This window comes from Arthrobacter sp. TJ-254 (assembly GCF_058269175.1).
In genome coordinates this window covers 393,168-418,892 of the sequence record NZ_JBZCNF010000001.1, presented here as the reverse complement: position 1 = coordinate 418,892, position 25,725 = coordinate 393,168, and the positions used below count along the sequence as shown (strand labels likewise).

Genomic DNA, 25,725 nt, shown 5'->3' with positions numbered 1-25,725 from the left:
TGAATCGGACCTGATTAAGAAATTGTGGCCCGGCCTGCCTGACCCTATGGTTTCCATCAGCGGCAAGGGAGGAGACGCGAATGGACCAGATGACGCAGGCGTCCTTTGGAGGGATGCACGAGGAGGCACGGCTTGTGGGGCCCGTGCTGCCGGGTTTCGACAACGTTGAGCGCATCGCCGTGCTGCGGGGAGGCGGGCTCGGTGACGTGTTGTTCGCCCTGCCCGGGATCGACGCGCTGCAGGGGCGCTATCCAAACGCCGAAATCACCCTGCTCGGAACCCCGCTTCACCACGCGCTCTTCACGGGAAGGCCCGGGCCGATCGCCAGGGTCGAAATCCTGCCGGTTTCCCAGGGCGTGCGTCCAGGACCCGCCGACCCGGCAGCGGTTGATGACTTCTTCGAAAGGATGAAGGCGGAGCATTTCGACCTTGCCGTGCAGATGCATGGCGGAGGCCGCAATTCGAATCCGTTCCTGCTGCGCCTTGGGGCGCGTCACACCGTGGGAACCCGCACCGATGACGCGGCAGCGCTTGAACGGACCATCCCCTACGTGTACTACCAGCACGAGGTGTTCCGGGGCCTCGAGGTGGCCGGGCTTGCCGGAGCGGCGCCGCGCTCGCTCGAGCCGCGGCTGAGCGTGAGTCGGGAGGAACTGGCTGCATCCGGCCGGTGGGTGGACGGCGATGCGCCGCTCGTAACGATCCACCCGGGGGCAACCGATCCGCGCAGGCGCTGGCCGGCGTCGTCCTTCGCGGAACTGGCTGCCCTCGTGGCTGCCGACGGAAGCCAGGTCCTGGTTGTCGGGGATGACAGCGACGTCGAAGCGGCCGAGGAGATCGTCCAGCTGAGCCTCGCGCAGGTGCCAGGCGGATCGATCCGTTCAGCTGCCGGATCCCTCCGGCTGGACGAGCTCGCTGCCGTGCTGAAGGCGAGCGCCGTGATGGTGGGAAATGACAGCGGCCCACGCCACCTCGCCCAGGCCGTCGGCACTCCGACCGTCGGTATCTACTGGATTGGCAATGTCATCAACGCGGGGGCGATGGGCCGGACCCTGCACCGGCTCCACTTCTCCTGGGTGACGAGCTGCCCTGAATGCGGACGGGACGTCACCCAGGTCGGCTGGACCGCTGAACGGTGCGAGCACGACGACTCGTTCGTCGCGTCGGTCAAGCCCGATGCGGTCCACGCCGACGTGCGGGACCTTACGGCCACGAGCCTTCTTCTTCGTGGCAGATGAGCATCTGACGCACCTCGCATCCCCGCGGCTGCGAGAGCGCAAAGAGGACCGCCTCCGCCACCCGTTCGGGATCGTTGAGCCGGGAATCGTCCTGAGGCTTGTACTGCTCGTCGCGGTCATCAAAGAACCGGGTCTTCATCCCACCGGGGATGATCGTCGTCACACCGATCTCTCCCGCGGTTTCCGCGGCGAGCGCTGAGGAGAACCCCATGACGCCGAACTTCGAGGCGCAGTAGGCCGTAGCATCGCCCACCGCCCGGATTCCCAGGGTGGAGGCGATGGTGACTACCCGTCCGTGGCTGGGCCTGAGGTACTCAAGCGCGGCGCGCACTGTGGAGACGGTGCCCAGCAGGTTGACCCCGATCACCTTCTCCCACTGCTCGGCGGGGACGTCCCCGAGTTTGCCGCAGCGGTCGATTCCGGCTGCCGTGACGACGGCGTCGAGGCCGCCGAGGGCTTCACCGGCCTGGCGGACGGCCGCGGTGACCGCGCCGCGGTCGGCCACATCCACCTCGAACGCCTTGGCCCCCTCAACCCGGCTGATGTCGAGGTCGAGGACGACCGGGGTGCCGCCCGCGTTAAGGACGGCCTGCACGACGGCCGCACCAAGTCCCGATCCGCCTCCCGTGACGAGCACCCTGCCGGGGTTGTACGGGGCCGCCGGTGGTGCGGCGTTACCGGGCCGGGCGCCTGGGACTGCTTTGTCTGTTGTTTCCTCCATGCTGTGTTTCCTTTCGGGTCAGCCGACCTTCGCGAGCGCGGCCGCGAGCTTGGTGGTGGAGCGGGCCGGATAGTAGGGAACTGTGACGGTTCTTCCGCCCCAGGTGCTCATGAGCCGCGCCTCGGGAAGGTCCGCGGCTGCGTAGTCGCCTCCCTTGACCCAGATGTCGGGCTGGAGGCGGGCAAGGGCTTCTTCGGGGGTTGATTCATCGAAGATGAAGACGGCATCGACGCATTCCAGCGCCAGCAGCAGTTCTGCCCGGTCCTCCTGCTGCATGATTGGCCGGGATTCCCCCTTGAGCCGGCGCACCGAGGCATCGGAGTTGAGGCAGACGATGAGGCAGTCGCCGAGCCCGCGGGCGGCGGCCAGGGTGCGGGCATGCCCGGCGTGAAGCAGGTCGAAGCACCCGCCAGTGGCAACCACGGTGCCGCCGGCCTCACGGGTGCGGCGGGCGGCGGTGAGCGCGTCGAGGCCGGAGACCCTCAACGGCTCCGGCGCCCTTCCGGCGAGGAGCGAACCGACACCGCCGGCGCCCAGGAAGCCCGCTGCTGCGGCGACTGCTGCCTGCACGGCCACATCGATCCCCTGCCCCTGCGCGAGTGCCACAGCGAGCGCTGCGGCGAAGCGGTCCCCTGCCCCGCACGGGTCGGCCCCGGAGATTTTCGGGGCGGGAACCACCTGCGGCAGCGCATCACCGGCTGAAACGAGTGCCCCCTGCTCCCCCATCGTTACGACAACGGCACTGGCCCGCCACCGCGTCCGCAGCCGCTCCGCCGCCTCGGCCGCGGCGCCGGTGCGGTCGCCGGCGACCGGCTCGAAACGCAGCGCTTCGGCGAAGTTCGGCGTCACCGCGGTGGTGCCCGCGATGGGTTCGGCACCGGAAGGGTGGGGATCCCACACGATCGGCACCCTGCCCACCTGGCGCGAGAGTGCCGTGCGCAGGTCTTCGTTGTGAAGGAGCCCGCGCCCGTAATCGGCGACGACGATGGCCTCGGCGCGGTCGAGGGAGGCGGCCATCGCTTCGGTGCAGGCGGGAACCTTCACCTCGCCGCATCCCTCGTCGAACCGGACGACCGGGTGGTCGGCGGCGCGCACCCGGGTCTTCACCGGAGTCGGCACGCCCGAGTCACCCGACGTCACCCGGATACCGGCGAGCTCGGCACGCAGCCTGGCAGCGGCGTCGTCGTTGGAGAGGACCGTGACCAGCTCGGTGTCGTGCCCGTCCATGTGGAGCATGCGCGCAACAAGCCCGGCGCCTCCCGGACGGCGCCGGACCGCGTCGATGTCGACGACGGGAACCGGCGCATCGGGCGAGAGGCGGCTGGCGTCACCGAAAAGGTCGACGTCGAGAAGCACGTCCCCGACCACGAGAATCTTCACTGCGCACCTCCTCGGCAGCGGCGGACCTCCGAGTCGAAGGCCCTGCAGATCGCGTGGAGGGCGATCAGATGGCCCTCCTGGGCGTTGGCCGCCCGGGCCTCGATGGCTATTGAGTCGTCGGCACACGCGGCCAGCGGGTTCGGTGCCCCACCGGTCAGCGCCCACGTGGTGATGCCCGACTGCCGGGCCGCGTTGACGGCATTGAGCAGGTTGGGGCTTTTCCCGCTGGTGCTCAGAAGCACCAGAACGTCTCCGGGCCTGCCGTGCGCGCGTACCTGGCGTGCGAAGAGCTGGTCGAACCCGTAATCGTTGGCGATGGCGGTCACTGCTGAGCTTTCGGCATGCAGCGAGATCGCCGAGAACGGTTCGCGCTCGCCGTCGAAGCGCCCAACGAGTTCCGCGGTGAGGTGCTGAGCCTCCGCGGCTGAACCTCCGTTCCCTGCCGCAAGGAGCCGGCTTCCCCCGAGGAGACGCTGAGCCAGTTCCACTCCCCACTGCGCGAGGTGCCCGGCTTCCGCGACAAGCGAATCGATCGCCGGTACCACCGCCCAAAGGTGGTCCATCACCGCCTCCAGCGGCGCGGCCGACGCCGGATCTCCGATTGGCCCCTCCCACAGCGAGGTGGCGAGGGCTTCCGTCGGGCTCACCGAATCCGCACTCATAACGCCCGCCCTCCCGTACTCTCGAGGGACCGCGCCGGGGACCGGTCGGCCTCCGCCTGGCGGCGCCTCCGCCCTGCCGTCGAACCCGCGGCCTCGCCGGGCTGTTCCACCTCCCGCAGGGCGAGGTGGTAGGCCCTTTCCGTTTCGGCAGCGACGCGGGCCCACGAGTAGCGTGCACTGACCCGCCGGTGACCGTTCCTTCCCAGCTCCAATGCCCATTCCGGCTCGGCGAGCAGCTCCATCACGGCGCCGGCTATGGCCGCCGGATCCTGAGCGGGAACGTGGAGCCCGGTGCGCCCGTCGACCACCGTGTCGACGAGGCCGCCGACCGCCGCGGCCACCACGGGGACGCCGCACGCCATGGCCTCGAGGGGAACGATTCCGAACGGCTCATACCAGGGCGCACACACGACGACGTCTGCGCTGCGCAGCACGGACGGCATCTCCTCGCGGCCCACCTGGCCGCGCAGGATCACCTGCTTCGAAATTCCAAGTTCCGCGGCAAGGGAGCGCAGACGCTGGGCCTCGGGGTCTTCGTCGAGGCGCTCGGAGTTGCCCGCACCGCCCACCAGCACAAGCTCGATGTCGGTGATGCCGCTGTCTCCGAGCATCCGCAATGCCCGAATCACAAGGTCCATCCCCTTGCGCGGGACGAGGCGGCCGACCGACACGATGCGGTGCCTCCGGCCCCGGGCCTCACTTGGCCCCGCGGGGGTGAAGAGGTCTAGGTCCACACCGCAGGGGGCGACCGAGACACGACCGCCGGGGATGCCCAGTGCCCTGAGCTCGAAGACTTCGTCGCTGCAGGTCGCCACGATGCGGTCGGCGCTCTGACCAATCCGGGTCTCGAGGCGGATGCGCTCGGCCGGGCTTGTGTCAACTGCCCCCTGGTGGCGGCGCTTCACCGCACCGAGCGCGTGGAAGGTCGAAACAACGGCAACCGGCCGTCCTGCCGTGCGGCTCCGGGCCGCCGCCTCGAGGGCGGCGAGGCCCGACATCCAAAAGTGGCTGTGGACCACGGCCGGGGGCTCCTTTCCCCAGTCCTTGAGGATTCCCTCCGAAAGCTCGCCCATGAAGGGCAGCAGGTCGTCTTTCGGGACCGGCCGCGCCGGGCCGGCGTCGATGTGCACCACCTCAAGCCCCGGCCCCGTCCGCACCCGGGCAGGAAGTCCGGGGTCGTCGCGCCGTGTATAGACGGTGACGTCGTGGCCGCGCCGCGCCAGTGCCCGGGAAAGTTCGGCAACATGGACATTCTGCCCGCCGGCATCAACTCCCCCGAGCGCCGCCAGCGGACTCGCGTGTTCCGACACCATGGATATCTTCACTGCGCTCTCCTTTCGGTACCTGCCATGGCGCTGGTGCGCCCTGCCGTCCGGGCCAGGACCTCGTCCCAGTCCTTCAGGAAGCGCCCCAGGCCGTATCGCTCAAGGGCGGCCGCCCTTGCCGCCCTTCCCCTGGAACGCGCTTCGTCCGGGTCCGCAAGCAGCCGGACGGCCATTGTGCGGAGATCCTCAATGTTGGTCGAGACGGCGCCGGCCTCGGGTGGAACCGCCCGGGCGGCTTCGGTTGTGCCGAGGGCCAGCACCGGCATGCCCAGGTGCATCGCCTCAAGCAGTGCAAGTCCCAGGGACGTCCACCGGAGTGGATGAAGATAGACCCGCGAACGCGCAAGCCGGGCGTGGAGGGCTGCGGTGGGAAGGTCGCCGCCGATCCGGAGAACGTCGGGGCGAAGACCGAGAACGCGCGGCAGGTCCGCCGTGCCCATCCCGAAGACCTCAAGGGGCGCGAGGTCGGCGAAGCGGGGCAGCAGGTCGGTCCCCGTCACCCTTCCTCTGCGGACCGGTTCGTTAACCACTACCGCTAGCTGCTCGAGCTCTCCGGTATAGAGGGGGCCGGGGTCGACGATTCCGTGTTCGATCACCGTGGTCGGTGCAACCCCGTTGTCCCAGAAGAGTTCGTTGAAGTAGCTGACGTGGACAACCGGAATGTCGTCGCGTCCGCCCAGGGGGTGGCAGGTGTTGGGGACGTCCCCCTTGGGGGTGTTGTGTTCAAGGAAAACGGCAGGCAGGTCCCGGCCCGGAGCACGGCCCAGCAGGCGCTCGCACTCGGCGATCTCCTCGGTGCGCTGGAGCACAACGACGTCGACGTCGTGGTCCGCCAGCTCCTCCGGCGCCGCTTCAATGACAGTCGCAGGCCAGTCGCGGCCGGCCCGGCCGAGACCCCACGGGCCCCGGTCCGGCGTCGTTGGCAGGATGTAGGTGTGGGGGCCGCGCACGAATGCGTCGGTCCAGCCCCCGTGGACATGCCAGAGGAGGATCCTCATTCCCGCTCCATTCCCCGCACCCGTGGCGCGGCGCTTGTGGCCCGGCCCAGGCTGCGGCGGGAGACCAACGAGGAGACGCCCGCCGTCAGCCGCTGCACCGCCTCAACGACCTCGGCCGGAGCAACCTCCGAAAGACAGGGGTGGCCGGGCACCGGGCACGCCCTGGCCCGTGTGTGCGCACAGGGCGCACCCTGATTGCCGAGCAGTTCGACAGGCACCCGGTAGGGCGCCCAGCGGACCGCCGGGACGACCGGGGAGAAGAGGCTTACAACCGGCGTGCCGACGGCGGCAGCGAGATGGGCCGGACCGGTATTGCCGGTGATCACCGCCGATGCCCCCTTCACAATTGCGCCGAGTGTTGCGAGGTCGGTCCGGCCGCCAAGGTCGAGCGCCTCGGGCCCCGCGACGGTCGCGGTGAGGTCCGTTTCGCCTGGCCCGCCGGTGACCACCACCCGGTAGCCGGCGGCTGTGAGCAGCTCGACCGCTGCCGCGTGGTGAAGCGGCGGCCAGGCCCGTGAGGGCACCGCGGCTCCGGGATGCACAACGACGTAGGGGCCGTGCCCCACTTCGGCGGGGACCGCGGGAAGGCCGGTGACCTGGAGCCGTCCGTCGTCGCCGGGAGGTAGCCGATAGCCGGCGGCGGCGGCGATCCCCAGGGCGCGTTCGGCTTCGGGCTGGTCCTCGGGGAAGTCCTCACCCGGCTTCAGCCGGACGTCGAGCAGCGACCCCGCGTAGTCGACGGAGGCGGCAGTGATCCGGGAGATCCCGGCAAAGCGCAGCAGCAGTGCGAGCGGCAGCGGTGACTGGTGGAAGGACGTGAGGATGACCGCTTCATCGGCTCCGGATCCGGCGGCGTAGGCGGTAAGGGCCGCCGCGTGCCCGGGGGTGGCGCTCGGAGGAGGATCAACGATCCACGGCGCTTCCCAGGTGAACACGTCGGCCACACCGGGAAGCAGGCGTGCGGCCGGTGTCCCCTGTCTGCTGCACACCATCACCACTTCGGTGGAACGCCCTCCGGTGCCCGCGGCCACCGCCCGGACCGCCGGCCCGGCGAGCAGGACATCCCCGGCGCTGTCGAGCCGGGCCACAAGCACGCGCCGGCTCACTGCGCCCGCCAGAGAAGTTCGACCGCCCCGGCCAGGGTGCCGGCGACCCGCGGCGCGGCACGGACCTCTTCGGGACGCGTGTGGATCGTCGGGACGAGGACCCCTACGGCTCCTGCGGCGTGGGCCGCTTCGACGTCCGCCCCGATGTCGCCGATCAGGGCCACCTCGGACGGATCGAGTCCCAGGCGGGCGCAGGCGCTGAGCACCATTCCGGGCTGCGGTTTCCGGCAGGCGCAGGCATCCGATGCGTCGTGCGGGCAGACCTCCCACACCGCGAACGGCCCGAGGAGCTGTTCAACGCGCGCGTTGACGGCGTCGACCTGCTCGCGGTCGAGGAGGCCGCGCGCAATTCCCGACTGGTTGGTCACAACACCCACCGCGATCCCCTTGAGGCGCAGGGCGTCGAGTACGGCACGTGCCCCGCTCATCGAGCGGACCTTGTCGGGGTCGCCGTTGTAGGGCACGTCGACGACGATCGTCCCGTCCCGGTCAAAGAGGACCGCTTTCGGCGCGGTTCCTCCCTCGGCATCCGTGGTGGTCATACTGGCACTGTTCCCGAGAAGCACCGGTGCTAAACACCTCCGGGGGAACTTCTTCTTCTCTTCAGGTACTCCGGGACGCCGTCCGGGGACCTCTGGCAAGATGTTGGAATGCTTCAAGACGCCGCCTCCCCGCACCGGCCCGCACCGCATGGCCGGCCGGAGTTGCTGGTCCTGCGCGCATTGAAGCTCGGTGACCTCCTCGTCGCCGTCCCCGCGCTGCGGGGGCTGCGCCGCGCGTTTCCCGACCACCACATCCGCTACGCGGCGCAGGCCTGGCTCACCCCGATCGTGGCCTTGACCGGGTGCGTGGACGAGCTGCTGCCGACCCATGGCCTCGACGAACCGCTCGCGGTCGCACCGGGATCGGTCCACATCGCCGTCAACCTTCACGGAAACGGCAGGGAGAGCCGGAGCCGGATCGAGGAGATCCGGCCCGCCCGCCGGATCGGTCACAGGGCCCCCGGGTGGCATGGGCCGCGGTGGCGCCACGGCGTCCATGAACGCGCCAGGTGGGCCGGCCTCGTCTCGTGGCACGGGATTCCGGCCGACCCCCTGGACAACCGCCTCGAGGTTCCCGCGGCCGCGAGCCCCGCCCCCGGCGCCGTCGTCATCCATGTGGGGGCCGCCTACGGCAGCCGGCTCTGGCCGGTTGAGAGGTTCGCCGCCGTGGCCCGCACACTGACAGGAGCCGGCCACCGCGTCCTGCTGACCGGAAGCACCGCCGAGCGCCCGCGGGCCCTCGCGGTCGCGGCAGCGGCGGGACTGCCGGAGGGCTCGGTGGCGGCCGGTGAACTTCCTCTTGACCGCTTCGCCGCCCTGATCGCCTCGGCCGCCCTGGTCATCTCGGCAGACACCGGAGCGGCGCACCTCGCGTCCGCCTACGGGACGCCCTCCGTTGTCTTGTTCGGTCCTGCGCCGGTCGAGGAATGGGGCCCGCCTCCGGGGCCCCACATCGTACTGACCGACGAGTCGCTGCGGCTTGGCCACACCTTCTCCGCGGAACCTGACCCTGCCCTGCTGGCGGTGACGGTCGAGCAGGTGCTCGCGGCGTCCCACCGCCTCGGCGTGTCCTGAGGGTCCGTTCAGGCGATGCGCGCGTCGCTTTCCACTTCGCCCCGTGACCGTGCGGCGGCCAAGGACGAAGCCGTGCCGGGCGCGGCTCCGAGGAGCTGCTGCTGCAGCAGGACGAGGATGCGTGCGAGCCTCCGGGAAACCTGCATCTGCGTCATGCCGAGATGCTCGCCGATCTGCTGCTGTGTCTCCTCCTTGAAATACCGCCGGTACAGCAGTTCCTTTTCTGCCGACGTCAGCGCGTTCACCGCGGCACGCAGGGAAAGGATTTCGTCGGTGCGTTCGATGCGGTCGTCATCGCTTTGCAGCGTGTCCCCCCAGCTGCGGCCCTCGAACGGCACATCGAGGGATTCCGGGCGCCGGCTGGTGCGGCAGGTGAGGGCTTCGCTCACCGCCGATTCCTCGGCGCCCAGCTCGCGTGCGAGTTCGGCGGGGTTCGGCTCCCGGCCCAGCCGCTGGGCCATGGCCGGGGCGGCGCGGGCAAGTTCAGTGCCGAGGTCCTGGAGATGGCGCGGCGGGCGGATCACCCAGCAGCAGTCCCTGAGGTACCGCTTGATCTCACCCGTGATCGTGGGGACGGCGAACGAGGCGAACGGCACACCCCGGCTCGGATTGAACCGCTGCACCGCCTTGATCAGGCCGAGGTAGGCAACCTGCCGGATATCGGCCGCGTCGGGCCCGAAGGAGGAGAAGGACCGCGCAACCGACTCGGCAATCCCAAGATGCCGCAGGGCGATGTCGTCCTGCAGGGCGTTCCGAAGCGGTCTGTCGGAGCGAGGAGCGTGCTGGTTCGGCTGCGGAAGGTGGCCCGTGGCGCGGGGTTTCGACATGCTGATCTCCGGGTCGCTGGGATTCGCCTGACTTCCTCAAGGAACCATGAGCCCGGTGACCTCGCAACGACTTTTAGGAAATCCCTACCCCAAAAAATCTTCTATTTTCTTTTCCAATGGAGTATGCGTTCTCCTGCCCGCCACAGTGCGGGTCGGCGCCGTCCGAAGGGCCGCCCGTAAGCCGCGAGGCCCCGTCCGGCGGCGCGGAAAGGGCCTGACCGAAGGCGGCCAGGGCACGCCGAAGAAACCCTTCCGGGTTCCTGACGGTGAGCGCCCTAGTTTGTGACCGATGCCGCAGGCCCTGCTGATTCGGGGCCCGTGACGGCGTCCTCGGGCAGCACCGCAGCCACCGCGGGCGAGGCCGCAGCAGCGGCCCAGTTCCAGCGGGGAGCGCCAAGTTCCTTGATGACGCTCTGCAGGTGGGTGCGGAGCTCGTCGGAAACCAGGCCGCCTCCGGCGACGAGGGTGCGCTCGATGTCGTCGGCCCGCTCAAGCACCTCGCGGCCGGCAGCGGTGATCGAAACGAGGTGGGAGCGCCGGTCAAGATCGTTGCGCACTCGGGCAACGTGGCCGCGCGCTTCAAGCCGCGAGAGGGTTTTGCCCATTGTCTGCGCCTGCACGCGGACAATCTGGGCGAGGTTCGCCTGGGTCATCGCGCCCTGGGATGCCAGGACACCCAAGGCGATGACTCCGGCGTGCGTGACCCCAATGTCCACCAACCGCTCGTTCCACGCGTGCTCAACAAGGCGAGCCGCCGTCGTCAGCAGTCGGCCGGTTGGCCATTGCTCCAGATCCGGCATGAAACAGTGCACTCCCTCTCGCTAAGCTGGTCAACGCGCCGGGATGGCGTGGACCCGTCCCCATATGATAACTAGGCGTACTGGTAGTTTTCAGTGAACCGATAGCGGACCCCAAATAAGAGGAACTTAATGACACAACGACTGTCGGCTGGAGATCATGCTCCCGACTTTACGCTCACTGACGCGTTTGGCAACTCGATGTCGCTCTCGGCGATGAAGGGGCAGAAGGTTGTCGTGTACTTTTACCCGGCCGCCGCAACCCCCGGGTGCACCACCCAGGCGTGCGACTTCCGTGACAACCTCGCCTCCCTCGCCGGCGCCGGATACAAGGTGGTCGGCATCTCCCCCGACTCACCGGAGAAGCTGCGCGCATTCGCGGACGAGGAGCAGCTCAACTTCCCGCTGCTCTCGGACGAAGACCACGCCGTTGCCGACGCGTGGGGAGCCTGGGGCGAGAAGAAGAACTACGGCAAGACATATGAGGGCCTCGTGCGGTCAACGGTTGTCGTTGACGAGTCGGGCGACGTGGCGCTGGCGCAATACAACGTCAAGGCCACCGGCCATGTGGCGAAGCTGCGGCGGGACCTCGGCCTCGACTGATTCGCGTACACTTGAGCCTGACGTTTTGCTTCGGCAGGCGTCGGCGCGCGAGTGGCGAAATTGGCAGACGCGCTGGATTTAGGTTCCAGTGTCTTCGGACGTGGGGGTTCAAGTCCCCCCTTGCGCACTTCCGACTCATCATGCCAGGCACCCCGGTCTTAGGACCGGGGTGCTTTTGCGTATGCGGCCGTTCCGGAATGCAGGTTGGCTCCGCCGCACCGCGTTCGCCGTCGTGATTTTTTTCCCCAGCCGACCCATCCCGAGTTCCCCCGTGATCGAAGTACTTCCGAGACATCGACATGATGTGTTCCACACAGCGGCTAGCCCATCAGTGCACCCCAGCAGGTCTCGTGTATTAGGAGAAAAAGTCATGGAACTTACAAAGCGCAGGAATGTATCAGCACTCGGGATCGCAGCAATCGCGTTGCTCGGCCTGACGGCATGTGGCGGCGGCCAGGAAGCCTCCGGAGGCTCCGAAGCAGCACCCGCAGATGAGAGCATGAGCTCCGAAGCAGCACCGGAAGCCACAGATTCGATGTCCTCCGAGGCATCGGGCGAGGCAATGGATCCCGCAGCGAACCTCGTGGGACCCGGCTGCGCCGACTACGCCGCGGAGGTGCCCGACGGAGCCGGATCGGTAGCCGGAATGGCGCTGGACCCCGTTGCGACCGCGGCATCGAACAACCCGATCCTGACCCAGCTCACCGCGGCTGTGTCGGGGAAGCTGAACCCCGACGTCGACCTCGTTGACACGCTCAACGGCGGCGAGTTCACCGTCTTCGCACCGGTCGACGAGGCCTTCAAGGCGCTGCCCGCCGAGACCGTCGAGACCCTCAAGACCGACGAGAAGATGCTCTCCAGCATCCTGACGTACCACGTCGTTGAGGGCCGGATGCTTCCCGCCGACCTCGAAGGCACCACCCAGACCTCGGTCCAGGGCGGCGACGTGGAGATCACCGGTTCGGGCGACGACCTGATGGTCAACGGCGCCAAGGTGATCTGCGGCGGCGTGCAGACGGCCAACGCCACCGTTTACCTGATCGACGGAGTCCTTACCCCTCCGGCGAACTAAGTACCTCCCTGGTTCAACTCCTCTAACTTGCTCCAGGGAAACCCGGAACGGGCTCCCGCACTCTCGGTGCGGGAGCCCGTTCTGATGAAGCGGCACCCGCCCTTCCGCCTCGGGCCAGGGAAGGCCGGTTCAGGGAAATCGCCTAGACTAAACTCCCAATCATCTACACGGGCCGCTGGGTCCTTCTGGAGAATCTGGCTGTGAAGATTACCGCGGGGCGTGAGCTGAGCCGCCGCGCCGCCCTGGCAATGACCGCGGCGGCGACGGCGCTGACCTTCACCGCCTGCACAGCTGCCCAGCCCTCCCCGACTCCGGCTCCGGCTCCCAGCGGCTCCGCATCGCCGACGGCGTCGGCGGCGCAGTACGACACCACCTTCACCTTTGGGGCCGCGGCGGATCCCATCGGCCTGGATCCCGCGGTGGTGAACGACACCGAGTCGTACCGTGTCACGCAGCAGGTCCTCGAAGGCCTCGTCGGCGTGGACCCGGTAACCTCCGAACCCGCACCGCTCCTTGCGCGTTCCTGGGAGGAGCGCGACGACGGGCGGGCCTACGCCTTCGAGCTGAGGAACGACGCCGTCTTCCACGACGGCGAACCCTTCGACGCGCAGGCCGTCTGCGCCAACTTCGACCGCTGGTACAACCTGCCCAAGGCGGCGAGGACCTACGCCTCGGGGCTTCCCTTCCAGACGGTGTTCAAGGCGTTCTCCGACACTCCCGAGAAGTCGTTGTACAAGTCGTGCCAGCCGCTCGGCCAGCATGAAGTCCTCATCCAGTTGACCGGCAGGATGACAGCGTTCATCCCTTCCCTCGCGCAGCCCGCCTTCGCGATGTCCTCCCCGAAAGCCCTTCAGGTCCTTGCCGCGGACGAGCCGACCGAGCCCCGCGGTTCAACCCGGGTGTCCCGGTACGCGCTCCAACCGGTCGGGACCGGCCCCTTCCGGTTCACCGGGTGGGAAGAGGGAAGGGTGGAACTCGATGCCTTCGGGAACTACTGGGGCGAACCTGGAGAAGTCGGGAAAGCCGTCTTCACCACCATCCCGCACGCCGATGCGCGCCTCCGCGCCCTGACGGCCGGGCGCATCGACGGCTACGACTTCGTGACCGTCGACAACGCCGCCCGCATCGCCCGGGAGGGGCTGCAGCTGCTGCAGCGCGATCCCTACTCCGTGCTCTACCTCGGCCTCAACCAGGACTTCCCCGGGGTCGACAACCTCAAGTTCCGCCAGGCGGTCGCCCATGCCATCGATAAGAAAAGCCTCGTCACCGGGCGATTCCTCAACGGAACCAAACCCGCCTCCCACTTCCTGCCCTCCAAGCTGGGCATCGACGGCGACGCGGTCGACGCCTACCCGCCCGACCCGGCGAAGGCCAAGGAACTCCTCAAGGAGTCTGGGTACGACGGCGCTCCGCTGCCGTTCTACTACCCGGTGAAGATCTCCCGGCCCTACCTTCCCTCGCCCGAAAAGACCTACGCGGAGCTCAGCAGGCAGTTGACGGCCGCCGGGTTCAATATCAAGCCGATGCCTGTCGAATGGAATGACGGATACCTGGACCAGGCCCGGACCAGCAAGGACCGCGCCTTCCATCTGCTTGGCTGGAGCGGAAGCTACCAGGATGCCGACAACTTCGCCGGCGCCCTCTTCGGTGGCCCCAGCGAGGAATTCGCCTTCAGGGACCACCAGCTGTTCAGCAAGGTCGCGCGGGCGAGCACCCTTCCCAACGGCGAGGAGCGCAATGCGGCCTACCTCGACATCAGCAACCAGGTGGCCGCCCGTGTCCCCGCCGTCCCCCTCGCCTTTCCCATCTCGGGGCTCGCCATGTCCCCGCGCGTCGCGGCCTATCCGGTGAGCCCGGTGATGAACGAGGTCTTCAACCGCATCGACCTCGAAGACGTTCCGAGCCCCGAGAAACCCACTGCCGAAAACTGATTTAAATAAGCATCTCCTAGCCGATAGTCTTCTAAGGCTAGGATCACGCGACTGGAGACTACGTTGACTGCACACAGCCAGGCTGAATCATCCGCAACAACAACCGACGTCGTCCTGATCGGCGGCGGAATCATGAGCGCAACCCTCGGGGCGTTCTTCAAGCAGCTCCAGCCGGACTGGGACATCTCCCTGTTCGAGCGGCTGGACCGTGCGGGCATGGAGAGCTCCGACCCGTGGAACAACGCCGGCACCGGGCACTCGGCACTCTGCGAGCTGAACTACTCCCCCGCAGCCAAGGACGGTTCGGTGGACCCTGCCAAGGCAGTGGCGATCAACGAGCAGTTCCAGGTGTCCCGCCAGTTCTGGGCCCACATGGTCTCCAACGGCCACCTCGGCGATCCGCGCAACTTCATCAACCCCGTCCCCCACATGAGCTTCGTGTGGGGCACCGCCAACGCGCAGTACCTCCGGCGCCGCTATGAGGCCCTGAGTTCCCAGCCGCTCTTTCGCACCATGGAGCACACGGAGGACCCTGCGACACTGGCCGAGTGGACGCCCCTGATCATGAAGGGCCGCAACCCGAGCCAGCCGGTCGCCGCCTCCCGGGTAGTCGGTGGCACCGACGTCGACTTCGGGTCCCTGACACGCGGACTCACGACCTACCTCGACGACAACGGCGTCGACCTCAACTACAACCACGACGTCCAGGACGTTTCCCGGGCCTCGAACGGCCGCTGGGAAGTAAAGGTCAAGAACCGCGGCACCGGGCAGTCCCGCACCATTTCCACGCGCTTCGTCTTCATCGGGGCGGGCGGTGGAGCACTCCACCTGCTGCAGCGCAGCGGCATCCCCGAAGGCAAGGGCTTCGCGGGCTTCCCCGTCTCGGGGCAGTTCCTGCGGTGCACCGATGCCGGCGTCGTCAGCCAGCACAACGCGAAGGTCTACGGGCAGGCGTCGGTTGGAGCCCCGCCCATGTCGGTACCCCACCTCGACACCCGGTACGTCAACGGCGAACGTTCCCTCCTGTTCGGCCCGTACGCCGGGTTCTCCACGAAATTCCTGAAGCGGGGCTCGTTCCTCGACCTTCCCGGCTCGATCCGCCCGTCCAACCTGGTGCCGATGCTCGCCGTGGCCAAGGACAACGTTCCCCTGACGAAGTACCTGATTTCCGAGGTGCTCAAGAACCGCGAGGACAAGAACGCGGCCCTCAACGAGTTCGTTCCTTCGGCCGACGGCGGCGCCTGGGAACTCATCACGGCCGGCCAGCGTGTACAGGTCATCAAGAAGGCCCCCAAGACGGGTGGAATTCTGCAGTTCGGAACCGAAGTCATCACCTCGGCCGACGGATCGGTGGGCGCCCTCCTCGGGGCCTCCCCCGGAGCGTCAACCGCCGCACCGATCATGGTGGAGCTCCTCAAGCGCTGCTTCCCTGAACGGATCGCGCAGTGGGAGCCGAAGCTGAAGGAGATGCTTCCCGGATACGGCGTGAAGCTCAACGAGAATGAATCGCTTGCGGAGGAAGTTCAGTCGATGACGGACCGGGTCTTGAAACTTCAGTAACGCGCGGCTGCTCCACCCGGCACCGTCAGGACCGAAAGCAGGCCCATGTTCCGACTGGCGCAGCTCTCCCTGGGCAACCGGGCGCTGATCGCCCTCATCACGATCTTCGCCGCGGTGTTCGGGGTCATCACGATGGGTTCGCTCAAGCAGGAACTCATCCCCTCACTCGAATTCCCGCGCATCACGGTCATCTCGTCGCTGCCGGGGGCCTCCCCCGAATACCTCGACAAGCAGGTCAGCAGCCCGCTCGAGAGTGCCCTCAGCGGCGTCGAGGGCCTTGAGTCGTCCTCGGCGGTCTCGCGCACCGGTGTCTCGACGGTGAACCTTGTCTTCGTCTACGGCACGAACCTCGACCGCGCCCGGGCGCAGGTGGACCGGGCCATCGCCACCGTGCGCCCGGTGCTGCCCGAGGACGTCGAGCCGCAGGCCCTGGCCGGAAGCATCAACGACCTGCCGATTGTGTTCATGGCCGTCTCCTCCGACCGCACGCTGAGCGAGTTGAACTCCGAGTTGGAGCGGCTGACAGTGCCGCGCCTACAGAAGCTCGAGGATGTCCGCTCGGCGGCCATCACCGGAGGTTCAAACCAGCACATCTCGGTCATCCCGCGCGACGGTAAACTGGAAAAAGCCGGCCTTGGCGTTGCGGACATCGTCGACACCTTCGACAGCAACGGATCCCTCTTCCCCGTCGGAACCCTCGAGGAGGACGAACGGTCCCTGAACATCCAGGCGGGATCCCCCGTCGAGGCACTCGAGGACATCCGCAGGCTGCCGGTCCTCCCCTCGGCCGACCCTGCTCCAGCCCAGGAGGGCCCCGCCCCCGCCCCGGGTGAGGCCCCGCTTCCGGGCCTTCCCGGAGGAGCGCCCCAGCTTCCCGGAGCGGTGCCGGAGATCCCTGAGGCTCCCGCGCAGCCCCCGGCCCCGCCTGCTCCCGCCGGTCCTCCCGCGACGGTGGGCGACGTGGCCGAGGTGAGCCTCACTGACGACGCCGCAACCTCGATCACCCGGACCAACGGCGTCGAGACCCTCGCGCTGACCGTCACCAAGGTGCCGGACGGAGACACGGTGCGGATCTCGCAGGCCGTCACCGAGCTCATCCCCAGCCTCGAAGCGGAGCTCGGGGACGGAGCGGACATCACCGTGGTCTTCGACCAGGCTCCGTTCATCGAGCGCTCGATCAAGGACCTCACGACCGAGGGCCTGCTCGGCCTCGCCTTCGCCGTCCTGATCATCCTCGTGTTCCTGCTCTCGGTGAGGTCAACCCTGGTCACGGCCATCTCCATCCCGCTGTCGCTACTGGTGACGTTCATTGGGCTGTATGCCTCGGGGTACTCATTGAACATCCTGACGCTTGGCGCACTCACCATCGCCATTGGCCGGGTTGTCGACGACTCGATCGTGGTCATCGAGAACATCAAGCGGCACCTGGCGTACGGCGAGGAAAAGCGCTCGGCGATCCTCACCGCCGTGCGGGAGGTCGCCGGAGCGATCACCGCGTCGACGCTGACAACCGTGGCGGTCTTCGCGCCGATCGCCTTTGTCGGCGGCCTGGCCGGCGAACTGTTCAGGCCCTTCGCCATGACCACCGGCATCGCGCTTCTTGCCTCCCTGGCGGTCTCCCTGACGATCATCCCCGTGCTCGCCTACTGGTTCCTTCCCCGGTCCTCCGGCGGGCGGAGGGGCGCGGCGGCTCCTCCCGGCCCGGCCGGTGCGTCCCTCCTCGACGAGGCCCACCGCCGGGAGCGCCGCTCCTGGCTCCAGCGCGGCTACCTTCCCGTGCTCCGCGGCACCCAGCGCCACCCCGTGTGGACCCTCACCGCGGGCGTGGTCATCCTCGCCGCCACCGCGGCAATGGTCCCGCTGCTTCAGACCAACCTGCTGGGCAACACCGGCCAGAACAGTTTCAGTGTCACGCAGACTCTCGCGCCCGGCTCGAGCCTTGAAACGACGGCCGCGGCGGCCGCCCGCACCGAAAAGGTGCTGGCGGCCAATCCCGAGGTCCGCGACGTCCAGCTGACTGTTGGAAATGCCGAAAGCGCCTTCGCGGCGCAGTTCTCGGCGGGCGCCTCCGTCGCCAGCTTCACGGTAATCACGCAGGAGGACGCCGACCAGGAGGCCCTGCAGAACTCCATCCGCGCCCAGCTGGAAAAGCTCAAGGACGCGGGGAGCTTCTCGCTCTCAAGCCAGCAGGGGGGTTTTGGAACCTCAAGCACCATCGACATCAACATCACCGCCCCCGGCTCCGCGGACCTGCAGGCAGCCAGCGACGCCGTCGAGCGCCGTCTGGCGGGCCTCGACGGCGCTGGGGAGGTAACAAGCAACCTATCCGCCGCCCAGCCGCAGATTCAGATCGCCGTGGACCGGGCAGCCGCAGTCGCCGCGGGCCTGACCGAAGGCCAGATCGCCGGGCTGCTGGGCGGCAGCATCAGTCCCATTCCCGCCGGATCGGTGCGCCTCGACGTGACCGACTACCCGGTGCTCGTGGGCGAGGGAACGAAGATCACGAGCCTTGACCAGCTGCGCGGGCTTACCATCCCGGCGGCGGCGCGGGAGATTCCGATCACCGAAGTGGCCTCGGTCGAGGAGATCCAGGTTCCGCTCACCGTGACAAGCTCCAACGGCGAGCGCACCGCCCAGGTGTCGATCACGCCTTCCGGCGACGACCTTGGTGCCCTGACCGCCGAAGTGACCGAACGCCTTGAGTCGGTGCGGCTGCCGGCCGGCGCGACGGCGACAGTCGGCGGAGCCGCTGCCGAGCAGACGGAGTCCTTCGACCAGCTCTTCCTCGCATTGTGGGCAGCGGTCGCCATCGTCTACGTCATCATGGTGGCCACCTTCAAGAGCCTGCTCCAGCCCCTGATCCTCCTTGTGTCGGTCCCGTTCGCCGCGACGGGCGCCGTGGCGCTGCTGGTGCTCACACGCATACCGCTCGGGCTGCCGTCCCTGATCGGCATGCTGATGCTTGTGGGAATCGTGGTGACGAACGCGATCGTCCTCATCGACCTCATCAACCAATACCGCCGCCCCCGGGACGGTGCGCCCGGGCTGAGCGTGGAGGAAGCCATTATCCAGGGAGCCCGGCAGCGGCTGCGCCCGATCCTGATGACCGCCCTTGCCACGATCTTCGCGCTGACCCCCATGGCGCTCGGGCTGACCGGCGAGGGCGGTTTCATCTCCCGCCCCCTCGCTGTCGTTGTGATCGGCGGCCTTGTCTCATCGACCGCCCTTACGCTCATCCTCGTTCCAGTCCTGTACCGGCTCGTGGAGGGGCGGCGGGAGCGCCGGGCCCTGCGGCGGTTGGCCGAGACCAGGCAGGAGCCCGCCTTGGATGCGGCGGCAGTGCACTGAGGCCGACGGCCGCGGCCGGTCCGGGCGCGGGAGCCCGCCGGCCGCACAAGGCGGTACAATAGATGCAAACGCATACACTTACCCGCAGCAAGTCAAGCCTCAAGGAGAACCCGTGCAGATCGGCATTTTCAGCGTTGGCGACGTGACGCCGGATCCGACAAACGGAACCGAGCCCACCGAGCACGAGCGCATCAAGGCGATGGCGGCCATCGCCAAGCATGCCGAAGAAGTTGGCCTCGACGTCTTCGCCACGGGCGAGCACCATAACCGCCCCTTCGTCCCGAGCTCCCCCACCACGCTGCTGGGGTATGTCGCGGCCCAGACCGAGCGCATCATTCTCTCGACGTCAACCACCCTGATCACCACGAACGATCCGGTGAAGATCGCCGAGGACTTCGCCATGCTCCAGCACCTCGCCGACGGCCGGGTCGACCTGATCCTGGGCCGCGGCAACACGGCGCCGGTCTACCCCTGGTTCGGCAAGAACCAGCACGACAGCGTCGAGCTGACTGTTGAGAACTACCACCTGCTGCGCCAGCTGTGGGACAACGACGTCGTGAACTGGGAAGGCAAGTTCCGCACCCCCCTGCGCAACTTCACCTCGACCCCGCGCCCCCTCGACGGCGTCGCACCCTTCGTCTGGCACGGCTCGATCCGCACCCCCCAGGTCGCCGAGATCGCCGCGTATTACGGCGACGGATTCTTCGCGAACAACATCTTCTGGCCGAAGGAGCACTACCAGCAGCTCATCGGGCTCTACCGGGAGCGCTACGCCCACTACGGCCACGGCGCGGCCGACGAGGCGATCGTGGGCCTGGGCGGGCAGTTCTACATTTCCCGCAACTCCCAGGACGCCGTCCGCAAGTTCCGGCCCTACTTCGACAACGCGCCGGTGTACGGCCACGGACCCTCCCTGGAGGAGTTCACATCGCAGACGCCGCTGACCGTGGGAAGCCCGCAGGAACTGATCGAGAAGACGCTCACCTTCCGCGAGTTCTTCGGCGACTACCAGCGCCAGCTGTTCCTGATCGACCACGCCGGCCTGCCGCTGAAGGCTGTCCTTGAGCAGCTCGACCTCTTCGGATCCGAGGTGCTTCCCACGCTGCGTGCCGAGTTCGCCAAGCGCACCCCGGCCCACGTGCCGGCCCCGCCGACTTTCGAGAACCGGCGCGCTGCGGCTGCCGGACACGTGGCGGCACACCATGGCTGAGCAGTCGGAGGTGCCCCCGATCCGCCTGACTGCCGAGGCCTGGGAGTCGTTGTTCCGTGCGCAGGTGGCGGTGATGCGGCAGATCCGCACGGATCCGGCGTTCCGGGAGCTTGGGATCAGCGAGTACGACGTGCTGTTCAACCTCAGCAGGTGCGAGTCGGGCTGGACCCGCCTCAATGAACTCAACGCGCGCCTGCTCATCAGCCAGCCCAGCCTGAGCCGCATGGTTGACCGCCTCGAGGCCAAGGGGCTGGTCAAGCGCCGGCCCGCCCAGACGGACCACCGGGGCGTCGAACTGGCCTTGACGGAGAAGGGGCGGGCGCAGCAGCGGAGCATTGGAACATCCCACGTCCGCAGGATCCACGAGACCCTTGGCCCGCTGCTCGACAGCGCCGAGCTCGAGCAGCTTCGTCAGCTGACCGACAAGATCTGCAAGGGGCTGGAGATCAACTAGCTCGCCGGGTCGTACCCGAACTCGCGGAGCTCCTGCGCGCAACGGCAGGCCACTGCGATCTTCCTCGCCCACTCGATATTGCCCGCGGATGGGCCGGACAGCAACGGTTGTGGATTGGTAAAGGCATCCGGGCGCCGCAGGGGCGGGAGACCTTACCGGGACTCTGTTCGTTAGGAGATGATGTAGATTCCGGGTACCGCGTACCGGCTGGTCCGTGATGCCCGGCAAGCAGCTGCCCCAACCGGAAGGCCCGCCAGATGCCCCCGTTCACCGCAGACGCGATCGGCAACCTCACCGGCCGCACAGCAATTATCACCGGAGCCAACAGCGGCATCGGTCTTCAGGTTGCAGCAGCCCTCGCACGGAAGGGCGCGTCCGTCGCACTCGCCTGCCGTGATGGCGGCCGGGGACGGGATGCCGAGAAGCGGGTGCGGGCGCTAAGTGGCAACAACAGCGTCGAACTGCGCCTGCTTGATCTTTCGCGGCTTGAGTCGATCCGCCGTTTCGCAGCCGAGTGGACATCACCGCTTGACCTGCTCATCAACAATGCGGGGGTGATGGCCACTCCGCGGACCCTCACCGAGGACGGCTTCGAGCAGCAGCTTGGCGTCAACCATCTTGGACATTTCGCGCTCACCGGGTTGCTGCTCGACCGCCTTCGGGAAGCCGAGCGGCCCCGGGTGGTGTCGGTCTCGAGCCTTGCGCATAAGCGCGGACGCATCAATTTCGACGACCTGCAGTCCGAACGGAAGTACCGCCGGTGGGCGGCCTACAACCAGAGCAAGCTGGCGAATCTTTACTTCACCGTTGAACTGGACAGGCGGGCACGTGCGGCAGGGTGGCCCCTGGCTGCGGTCGCCGCGCATCCCGGACTGGCCCGCACCAACCTCACGGCCGGGATGCAGCCGACGCCCGTCCTCGACATGTTCGGCGCGTTCCTGAGCCTGTTGAGCCAGTCCGACGGCGCGGGCGCACTTCCGGTCCTTTACGCAGCCACCGCGGCGGACGTTGAGGGCGGGGACTACTACGGGCCGGACGGGCCCGGCGAAACACGGGGCAATGTCCGCCTTGTTGCTCCCTCGCCGCGGGTGCTCGACCGCGGCGTCGCCGAGCGGCTCTGGAACCGCAGCGTTGAACTGACCGGTGTCGACTACGCGCCGCTGCGTCAGCCGGCCTGAGCCCCAAGCGCCGAGACGTTCCGAAAAGCCGCAACGACCGCCCGGGCGGCTGTTTCCAGCTGGTCCGTCGTCGTGGAGGAGGCCCAGGACAGCCGCAGGGCGCTCTGGGCCATCTCCGGATCGATGCCAATCGCCAGGAGCACAGCCGAGGGTTCGTCCGAGCCCGCGGCGCAGGCCGACCCGCTGGATGAGACGACGCCGAGCCGCTCGAGCTCCAGCAGCACCGCTTCTCCGCTCACGCCGGGGAAACAGAATGAGGCAAGGTTCGGCAGCCGCAGCCGTGGGTGGCCGGTCAGGCGGGCGGAGGGAATGTTCGCGCGGATGTACGTGACCAGCGAATCCCGCCGCGCCGCGGAGGTGTCGGCCGCTCCGGGCAGGTCCGCCTGGGCCAGCCGCAGGGCGGTGGCGAGACCGACGGCCCCCGCAACGTTTTCGGTGCCCGAGCGGCGCCCGCGTTCCTGGCCTCCACCGTGGAGCAGCGGCTCAAGGGGCACCCGGCCGCGCAGGTAGAGAACGCCCGAGCCCTTCGGGGCGCCGAGTTTATGGCCCGAGATGCTCAGGGCGTCGACCCCCAGCTCCCGAACGCGCAGCGGCAGCCAGCCGGCGGCCTGCACGGCGTCGGTATGGAAGTACACTCCGGCATTCCGGCAGATTTCCGCCGCCTCGGTGATGGGCTGCACCGTACCGACCTCGTTGTTCGCATACATGATCGTGCAGAGCGTGGTTTCCGGTGTCAGCAGTTCCCGCAGTGCCTCAAGTGCCACGACGCCCTCCTCGTCCACCGGCAGCAGGTCGATGCGGAAGCCATGGAACCGCCGCAGGTAGTCAAGCACCTGCCGCACCGAGGAGTGCTCCACCGCGCTTGCCACGATGTGCCGGCCCCGGGGCGCCGCGAGCGCGATGCCCTTCAGCGCGAGGTTGTTCGACTCGGTGCCGCCGGAGGTGAAGATGATCTCGGAGCTCCGGCAGCCAAGGACGCCCGCGACGTTCTTCCGGGCCGCCTCAAGCGCCTGGGCGGCCGTCTCCCCAGGCACGTGGTGGCTTGAGGGATTTCCGAAGTGCGTTGTGAGCAGCGGCGCCATTGCCTCGAGCACCTCGTGCCGGACGGGCGCGGTGGCTGCGGCGTCGAGGTAGATCATGCGGCACCTCCCGGTGCGGCAGGCTCGAGGTCGAGGCCGAGGTCGAGGGCGCGCACGCTGTGGGTCAGGGCTCCCGAAGAGATGAGGTCGACGCCGGTGCGTGCAATGCCGGCGACGGTGTCGAGCCGGACGTTTCCGCTCGCTTCAACCAGCGCGCGCCCGGCCACCTGCTGCACCCCCTCGGCGAGGTCGTGTAGCGAGAAGTTGTCGAGCAGGATCGTCTGCGCCCCCGCGGCAAGCACCGGTTCGATCTGGTCAAGCCGGTCAACCTCCACCTCGAAGTGGACAGTATGGGGAAGCCGAGCCCGGGCCGCCGCCAGCGCGCGGGTAAGCCCGGCGGGCCCGTCCTGCGACAGCAGGGCGAGATGGTTGTCCTTCGCCATCACTGCATCCGAGAGGCTGAATCGGTGGTTGGATCCCCCGCCGCACCGCACGGCGTAGCGTTCAAGGTGCCGCAGCCCCGGCGTCGTCTTGCGGGTGTCAACGATGCGCGCCGCGGTGCCGTCCACCGCCTCGACGAAGCGCCTGGTCATCGTTGCGATGCCGCTGAGGCGCTGTGCCAGGTTCAGGGCAGTCCGCTCCCCTGTGAGGATTCCCGCCGCGGGCCCGGAGACCCGTGCAAGGACGGCCCCGGCCGGAAATTCCGTGCCGTCGGCAACCTCGATATCTACGCCGATCCGTGGATCGCTCAGCCGCATTGCCGCCTCGATGACCGCGGCACCGCAGAACACTCCGCCTTCGCGGGCACGAATAGTGCCGCGTGCCACGGCTCCTTCGGGCACAAGCACCTGGCAGGTGATGTCGCCCCAGGGTGCGTCCTCGGCGAGGGACGCCGCGACGACGCGGTCAACCTCCCCTGGCACCGGCGGGGCAATCCGCGCTGCGGTCGTCGGCAGTGAATTCGATGGTGCGGTCATGGCGTTCCTTCCGCAGCGCTGCGGAATCCGCGGCTGCTGGTGAGGGGGCTGGTGGTGTCCGGCGGAACCGGCTCCTGCGGGTAGTCCGCCCGGTAGTGGGCGCCGCGCGATTCCTCGCGTACGGCGGCTGCGTGGACAAGCAGCCGGGCCGCGAGGAGGAGGTTCCCCGCTTCGCTGCCGGCCCCGGAGGCGCCGAACTGGGAGAGCTGCTTCTGGGCGAGCTCGAGTCCGCTCCGGTCACGGACCACGCCTGCGTGCTCGGACATGAGCCGCTGCAGCTGTATCCGGGCGTAGGGCTCGCCCGCGCCGGCGGGTGCGGGGTGCAGGGCGGTGGAAGCGAACACCGGCCAGGCGCCCGGGGGCGCTGCGAGCGCGGCCGCTGTGCGCGCCCCGAAGATAAGGGCCTCGAGCAGTGAGTTCGACGCGAGGCGGTTGGCTCCGTGCACCCCTGTACAGGCGGTTTCACCGACTGCATAGAGCCCGGGGACGGAGGTCCTCCCCCAGATGTCGGTGCGCACCCCGCCCATCCAGTAATGGGCGGCGGGTGCCACGGGCAGGGGTTCGCGCGCCCAGTCGAAGCCGCACCGCGCGGTCGCGGCGCTCAGCGAGGGGAACCGCCGCTCGAGGAAGCGCCGGCCAAGGCCGGTGGCATCGAGGTAGACCCGTTGTTCCCCGCGGCGCGCGAGGTGCAGGGCGATGCTCCGCGACACGAGATCGCGGGGTGCCAGTTCAGCGGCCGGTGAGTAGTCCGAAAGGAAGCGGGAGCCCGAGGAGTCGAGCAGGACGGCACCTTCACCCCGCACAGCCTCGGAAATCAGCGGATGGCCGGGGACGTCGAGTGCCGTCGGATGGAACTGGAAGAACTCGAGGTCGGCAACCACGGCGCCGGCCCGCCATGCCAGGGCGACGCCGTCGGCCGTGGCCACCGGGGAGTTGGTGTTCGACGCGTAGAGCTGGCCGCCTCCGCCGGTGGCGAGCACGACGGCGTCCGCCTCCTCAACGTGCACCCCTGCCGTGCGGCGCACGGCCACTCCGGCAAGCCGCCCGGCATCGGTGAACTCCAGCGCCTCGACGAAGGCCTGCTCAAGCACGGTGATGGAGCGGTCCGCGCGGACGGCACCGATCAGGGTGGAGGCGAGCCCCGCCCCGGTGGCGTCGCCGCCGATGTGAAGGATCCGCGGTGCCGAATGGGCAGCCTCCCGCCCCACCGAGAGGACGCCGCCGGAGACGTCGAACCCGACGCCGAGTTCACGGAGCCGCCGGATCTCGGCGGGCGCACCCTCGCAGAGCAGGCGGACGGCGTCGCCGGAGCACAGGCCCGCGCCGGCCGCGAGGGTGTCGGCGGCGTGCGCGCCGACGGAATCCTCCGGCTGGATTCCGGTTTCGTGCTGCGGCAGCACCGCCGCAATGCCGCCCTGGGCATACCAGGTGTTGCTTTCGCGCAGCTCCGATTTGGCGATCAGCACCACCCGGGCGGCCGGCAGCACGGCCCGTACCCGGAGTGCCGTGTACAGGCCGGCGACTCCGCCGCCCACGATGACAACGCGCCCCGGATGCCCCTCCCCGGCGCCGCGGGCCGCCGGGCGCATGCGCACAGGACCCGCGGTCACCGGCAGGCAGCTGTTCGGGCCGCCCGGGTCGGC

At 68.5% G+C, this 25,725-nt stretch carries 22 protein-coding genes, 1 tRNA gene and 1 pseudogene; 11 read left to right on the top strand and 13 right to left on the bottom strand.

Going from position 1 to position 25,725, the window contains the following annotated elements; all coding sequences use genetic code 11:
- The first annotated feature begins 80 nt into the window (after nt 1–80).
- Entirely contained in the window at nt 81–1,238 is a 1,158-nt protein-coding gene (locus AC4D14_RS01960; protein WP_490899904.1) for a glycosyltransferase family 9 protein, read from the top strand.
- On the opposite strand, the gene AC4D14_RS01955 is transcribed toward AC4D14_RS01960, so the two are convergent.
- The 7 genes from AC4D14_RS01955 to AC4D14_RS01925 all read right to left on the bottom strand — a co-directional run bounded on the left by AC4D14_RS01955 (nt 1,204) and on the right by AC4D14_RS01925 (nt 7,972).
- Complete coding sequence (locus AC4D14_RS01955; protein ID WP_490899903.1) at nt 1,204–1,959, bottom strand: SDR family oxidoreductase; 756 nt, start codon at nt 1,957–1,959, stop codon at nt 1,204–1,206. The genes AC4D14_RS01960 and AC4D14_RS01955 overlap by 35 nt on opposite strands.
- An 18-nt stretch (nt 1,960–1,977) precedes the next feature.
- Entirely contained in the window at nt 1,978–3,339 is a 1,362-nt protein-coding gene (locus tag AC4D14_RS01950; RefSeq protein ID WP_490899902.1) for a PfkB family carbohydrate kinase, read from the bottom strand.
- The gene (locus tag AC4D14_RS01945) at nt 3,336–3,902 is read right to left on the bottom strand and encodes a D-sedoheptulose-7-phosphate isomerase (RefSeq protein ID WP_490900470.1); all 567 of its coding nucleotides are present in this window, start codon (nt 3,900–3,902) and stop codon (nt 3,336–3,338) included. The genes AC4D14_RS01950 and AC4D14_RS01945 overlap by 4 nt, the downstream gene beginning before the upstream one ends.
- Before the next feature lie 95 nt (nt 3,903–3,997).
- Complete coding sequence (locus AC4D14_RS01940; RefSeq protein ID WP_490899901.1) at nt 3,998–5,326, bottom strand: glycosyltransferase; 1,329 nt, start codon at nt 5,324–5,326, stop codon at nt 3,998–4,000.
- A complete protein-coding gene (locus tag AC4D14_RS01935; RefSeq protein WP_490899900.1) occupies nt 5,323–6,324 on the bottom strand; it encodes a glycosyltransferase in 1,002 nt (333 codons plus the stop codon). Before AC4D14_RS01935 ends, AC4D14_RS01940 begins: the two co-directional genes overlap by 4 nt.
- Nucleotides 6,321–7,430, bottom strand: coding sequence for a glycosyltransferase family 9 protein (locus AC4D14_RS01930; RefSeq protein ID WP_490899899.1), 1,110 nt, complete (start codon nt 7,428–7,430; stop codon nt 6,321–6,323). The genes AC4D14_RS01935 and AC4D14_RS01930 overlap by 4 nt, the downstream gene beginning before the upstream one ends.
- Nucleotides 7,427–7,972 (bottom strand): D-glycero-alpha-D-manno-heptose-1,7-bisphosphate 7-phosphatase, encoded by a 546-nt coding sequence (locus AC4D14_RS01925; protein ID WP_490899898.1) that lies wholly within the window; start codon nt 7,970–7,972, stop codon nt 7,427–7,429. Before AC4D14_RS01925 ends, AC4D14_RS01930 begins: the two co-directional genes overlap by 4 nt.
- Nucleotides 7,973–8,080: 108 nt before the next feature.
- On the opposite strand from AC4D14_RS01925, the gene AC4D14_RS01920 reads away from it, so the two are divergent.
- Nucleotides 8,081–9,046 (top strand): glycosyltransferase family 9 protein, encoded by a 966-nt coding sequence (locus AC4D14_RS01920; RefSeq protein ID WP_490899897.1) that lies wholly within the window; start codon nt 8,081–8,083, stop codon nt 9,044–9,046.
- 8 nt (nt 9,047–9,054) lie between these two features.
- On the opposite strand, the gene AC4D14_RS01915 is transcribed toward AC4D14_RS01920, so the two are convergent.
- Nucleotides 9,055–9,873 (bottom strand): sigma-70 family RNA polymerase sigma factor, encoded by an 819-nt coding sequence (locus AC4D14_RS01915; RefSeq protein WP_490899896.1) that lies wholly within the window; start codon nt 9,871–9,873, stop codon nt 9,055–9,057.
- Between the two features lie 275 nt (nt 9,874–10,148).
- On the bottom strand, nt 10,149–10,673 hold the full coding sequence (locus tag AC4D14_RS01910; RefSeq protein ID WP_490899895.1) for a MarR family winged helix-turn-helix transcriptional regulator: 525 nt from the start codon (nt 10,671–10,673) through the stop codon (nt 10,149–10,151).
- A 129-nt stretch (nt 10,674–10,802) separates the two neighbouring features.
- Here AC4D14_RS01910 and bcp point away from each other — a divergent pair, with 129 nt between their 5' ends.
- From bcp to AC4D14_RS01870, 8 genes are all read left to right on the top strand, one after another.
- Nucleotides 10,803–11,273 carry a thioredoxin-dependent thiol peroxidase gene (gene bcp / locus AC4D14_RS01905; protein WP_490899894.1) on the top strand — a complete coding sequence of 157 codons (471 nt, stop codon included), beginning with the start codon at nt 10,803–10,805 and terminating at the stop codon, nt 11,271–11,273.
- Between the two features lie 45 nt (nt 11,274–11,318).
- Nucleotides 11,319–11,400, top strand: a tRNA-Leu gene (locus AC4D14_RS01900).
- 243 nt (nt 11,401–11,643) lie between these two features.
- Complete coding sequence (locus AC4D14_RS01895) at nt 11,644–12,345, top strand: fasciclin domain-containing protein (protein WP_490899893.1); 702 nt, start codon at nt 11,644–11,646, stop codon at nt 12,343–12,345.
- Between the two features lie 200 nt (nt 12,346–12,545).
- Complete coding sequence (locus AC4D14_RS01890) at nt 12,546–14,276, top strand: ABC transporter substrate-binding protein (RefSeq protein ID WP_490899892.1); 1,731 nt, start codon at nt 12,546–12,548, stop codon at nt 14,274–14,276.
- Between the two features lie 63 nt (nt 14,277–14,339).
- A complete protein-coding gene (locus AC4D14_RS01885; RefSeq protein ID WP_490899891.1) occupies nt 14,340–15,836 on the top strand; it encodes a malate:quinone oxidoreductase in 1,497 nt (498 codons plus the stop codon).
- A gap of 45 nt (nt 15,837–15,881) precedes the next feature.
- On the top strand, nt 15,882–19,184 hold the full coding sequence (locus AC4D14_RS01880; RefSeq protein WP_490899890.1) for an efflux RND transporter permease subunit: 3,303 nt from the start codon (nt 15,882–15,884) through the stop codon (nt 19,182–19,184).
- Nucleotides 19,185–19,296: 112 nt separating this feature from the next.
- Nucleotides 19,297–20,394 (top strand): LLM class flavin-dependent oxidoreductase, encoded by a 1,098-nt coding sequence (locus AC4D14_RS01875; RefSeq protein WP_490899889.1) that lies wholly within the window; start codon nt 19,297–19,299, stop codon nt 20,392–20,394.
- Nucleotides 20,387–20,848: a MarR family winged helix-turn-helix transcriptional regulator gene (locus tag AC4D14_RS01870; RefSeq protein WP_490899888.1), complete on the top strand. Its 462-nt coding sequence runs from the start codon at nt 20,387–20,389 to the stop codon at nt 20,846–20,848. The genes AC4D14_RS01875 and AC4D14_RS01870 overlap by 8 nt, the downstream gene beginning before the upstream one ends.
- Here the strand turns inward: AC4D14_RS01870 and AC4D14_RS01865 are convergent.
- Nucleotides 20,845–20,925: pseudogene (locus AC4D14_RS01865) on the bottom strand (transcription initiation protein); the annotation flags it as partial. The gene AC4D14_RS01870 and the pseudogene AC4D14_RS01865 overlap by 4 nt on opposite strands.
- A 180-nt stretch (nt 20,926–21,105) precedes the next feature.
- Between AC4D14_RS01865 and AC4D14_RS01860 the strand changes: the two are divergent.
- On the top strand, nt 21,106–22,026 hold the full coding sequence (locus AC4D14_RS01860; RefSeq protein WP_490899887.1) for an oxidoreductase: 921 nt from the start codon (nt 21,106–21,108) through the stop codon (nt 22,024–22,026).
- Here AC4D14_RS01860 and AC4D14_RS01855 read toward each other — a convergent pair.
- Genes AC4D14_RS01855 through nadB form a run of 3 tightly spaced genes read right to left on the bottom strand, consistent with a single transcriptional unit; the run spans nt 22,014 to nt 25,692 of the window.
- Nucleotides 22,014–23,165: a cysteine desulfurase family protein gene (locus tag AC4D14_RS01855; protein ID WP_490899886.1), complete on the bottom strand. Its 1,152-nt coding sequence runs from the start codon at nt 23,163–23,165 to the stop codon at nt 22,014–22,016. The genes AC4D14_RS01860 and AC4D14_RS01855 overlap by 13 nt on opposite strands.
- Nucleotides 23,162–24,082, bottom strand: coding sequence for a carboxylating nicotinate-nucleotide diphosphorylase (nadC, locus tag AC4D14_RS01850; protein WP_490899885.1), 921 nt, complete (start codon nt 24,080–24,082; stop codon nt 23,162–23,164). The genes AC4D14_RS01855 and nadC overlap by 4 nt, the downstream gene beginning before the upstream one ends.
- The gene (nadB, locus tag AC4D14_RS01845) at nt 24,079–25,692 is read right to left on the bottom strand and encodes an L-aspartate oxidase (RefSeq protein WP_490899884.1); all 1,614 of its coding nucleotides are present in this window, start codon (nt 25,690–25,692) and stop codon (nt 24,079–24,081) included. The genes nadC and nadB overlap by 4 nt, the downstream gene beginning before the upstream one ends.
- Nucleotides 25,693–25,725 lie beyond the last annotated feature (33 nt).

What these genes read in the sequence shown, in the direction of transcription:
- AC4D14_RS01910 (WP_490899895.1), bottom strand. Translation starts at nt 10,673, where the DNA reads ATGCCGGATCTGGAGCAATGGCCAACCGGCCGACTGCTGACGACGGCG.
- AC4D14_RS01955 (WP_490899903.1), bottom strand. Translation starts at nt 1,959, where the DNA reads ATGGAGGAAACAACAGACAAAGCAGTCCCAGGCGCCCGGCCCGGTAAC.
- AC4D14_RS01925 (WP_490899898.1), bottom strand. Translation starts at nt 7,972, where the DNA reads ATGACCACCACGGATGCCGAGGGAGGAACCGCGCCGAAAGCGGTCCTC.
- AC4D14_RS01920 (WP_490899897.1), top strand. Translation starts at nt 8,081, where the DNA reads ATGCTTCAAGACGCCGCCTCCCCGCACCGGCCCGCACCGCATGGCCGG.
- AC4D14_RS01895 (WP_490899893.1), top strand. Translation starts at nt 11,644, where the DNA reads ATGGAACTTACAAAGCGCAGGAATGTATCAGCACTCGGGATCGCAGCA.
- AC4D14_RS01945 (WP_490900470.1), bottom strand. Translation starts at nt 3,902, where the DNA reads ATGGACCACCTTTGGGCGGTGGTACCGGCGATCGATTCGCTTGTCGCG.
- AC4D14_RS01860 (WP_490899887.1), top strand. Translation starts at nt 21,106, where the DNA reads ATGCCCCCGTTCACCGCAGACGCGATCGGCAACCTCACCGGCCGCACA.
- AC4D14_RS01855 (WP_490899886.1), bottom strand. Translation starts at nt 23,165, where the DNA reads ATGATCTACCTCGACGCCGCAGCCACCGCGCCCGTCCGGCACGAGGTG.
- bcp (WP_490899894.1), top strand. Translation starts at nt 10,803, where the DNA reads ATGACACAACGACTGTCGGCTGGAGATCATGCTCCCGACTTTACGCTC.
- AC4D14_RS01870 (WP_490899888.1), top strand. Translation starts at nt 20,387, where the DNA reads ATGGCTGAGCAGTCGGAGGTGCCCCCGATCCGCCTGACTGCCGAGGCC.
- AC4D14_RS01915 (WP_490899896.1), bottom strand. Translation starts at nt 9,873, where the DNA reads ATGTCGAAACCCCGCGCCACGGGCCACCTTCCGCAGCCGAACCAGCAC.
- AC4D14_RS01960 (WP_490899904.1), top strand. Translation starts at nt 81, where the DNA reads ATGGACCAGATGACGCAGGCGTCCTTTGGAGGGATGCACGAGGAGGCA.
- AC4D14_RS01935 (WP_490899900.1), bottom strand. Translation starts at nt 6,324, where the DNA reads ATGAGGATCCTCCTCTGGCATGTCCACGGGGGCTGGACCGACGCATTC.
- AC4D14_RS01880 (WP_490899890.1), top strand. Translation starts at nt 15,882, where the DNA reads ATGTTCCGACTGGCGCAGCTCTCCCTGGGCAACCGGGCGCTGATCGCC.
- nadC (WP_490899885.1), bottom strand. Translation starts at nt 24,082, where the DNA reads ATGACCGCACCATCGAATTCACTGCCGACGACCGCAGCGCGGATTGCC.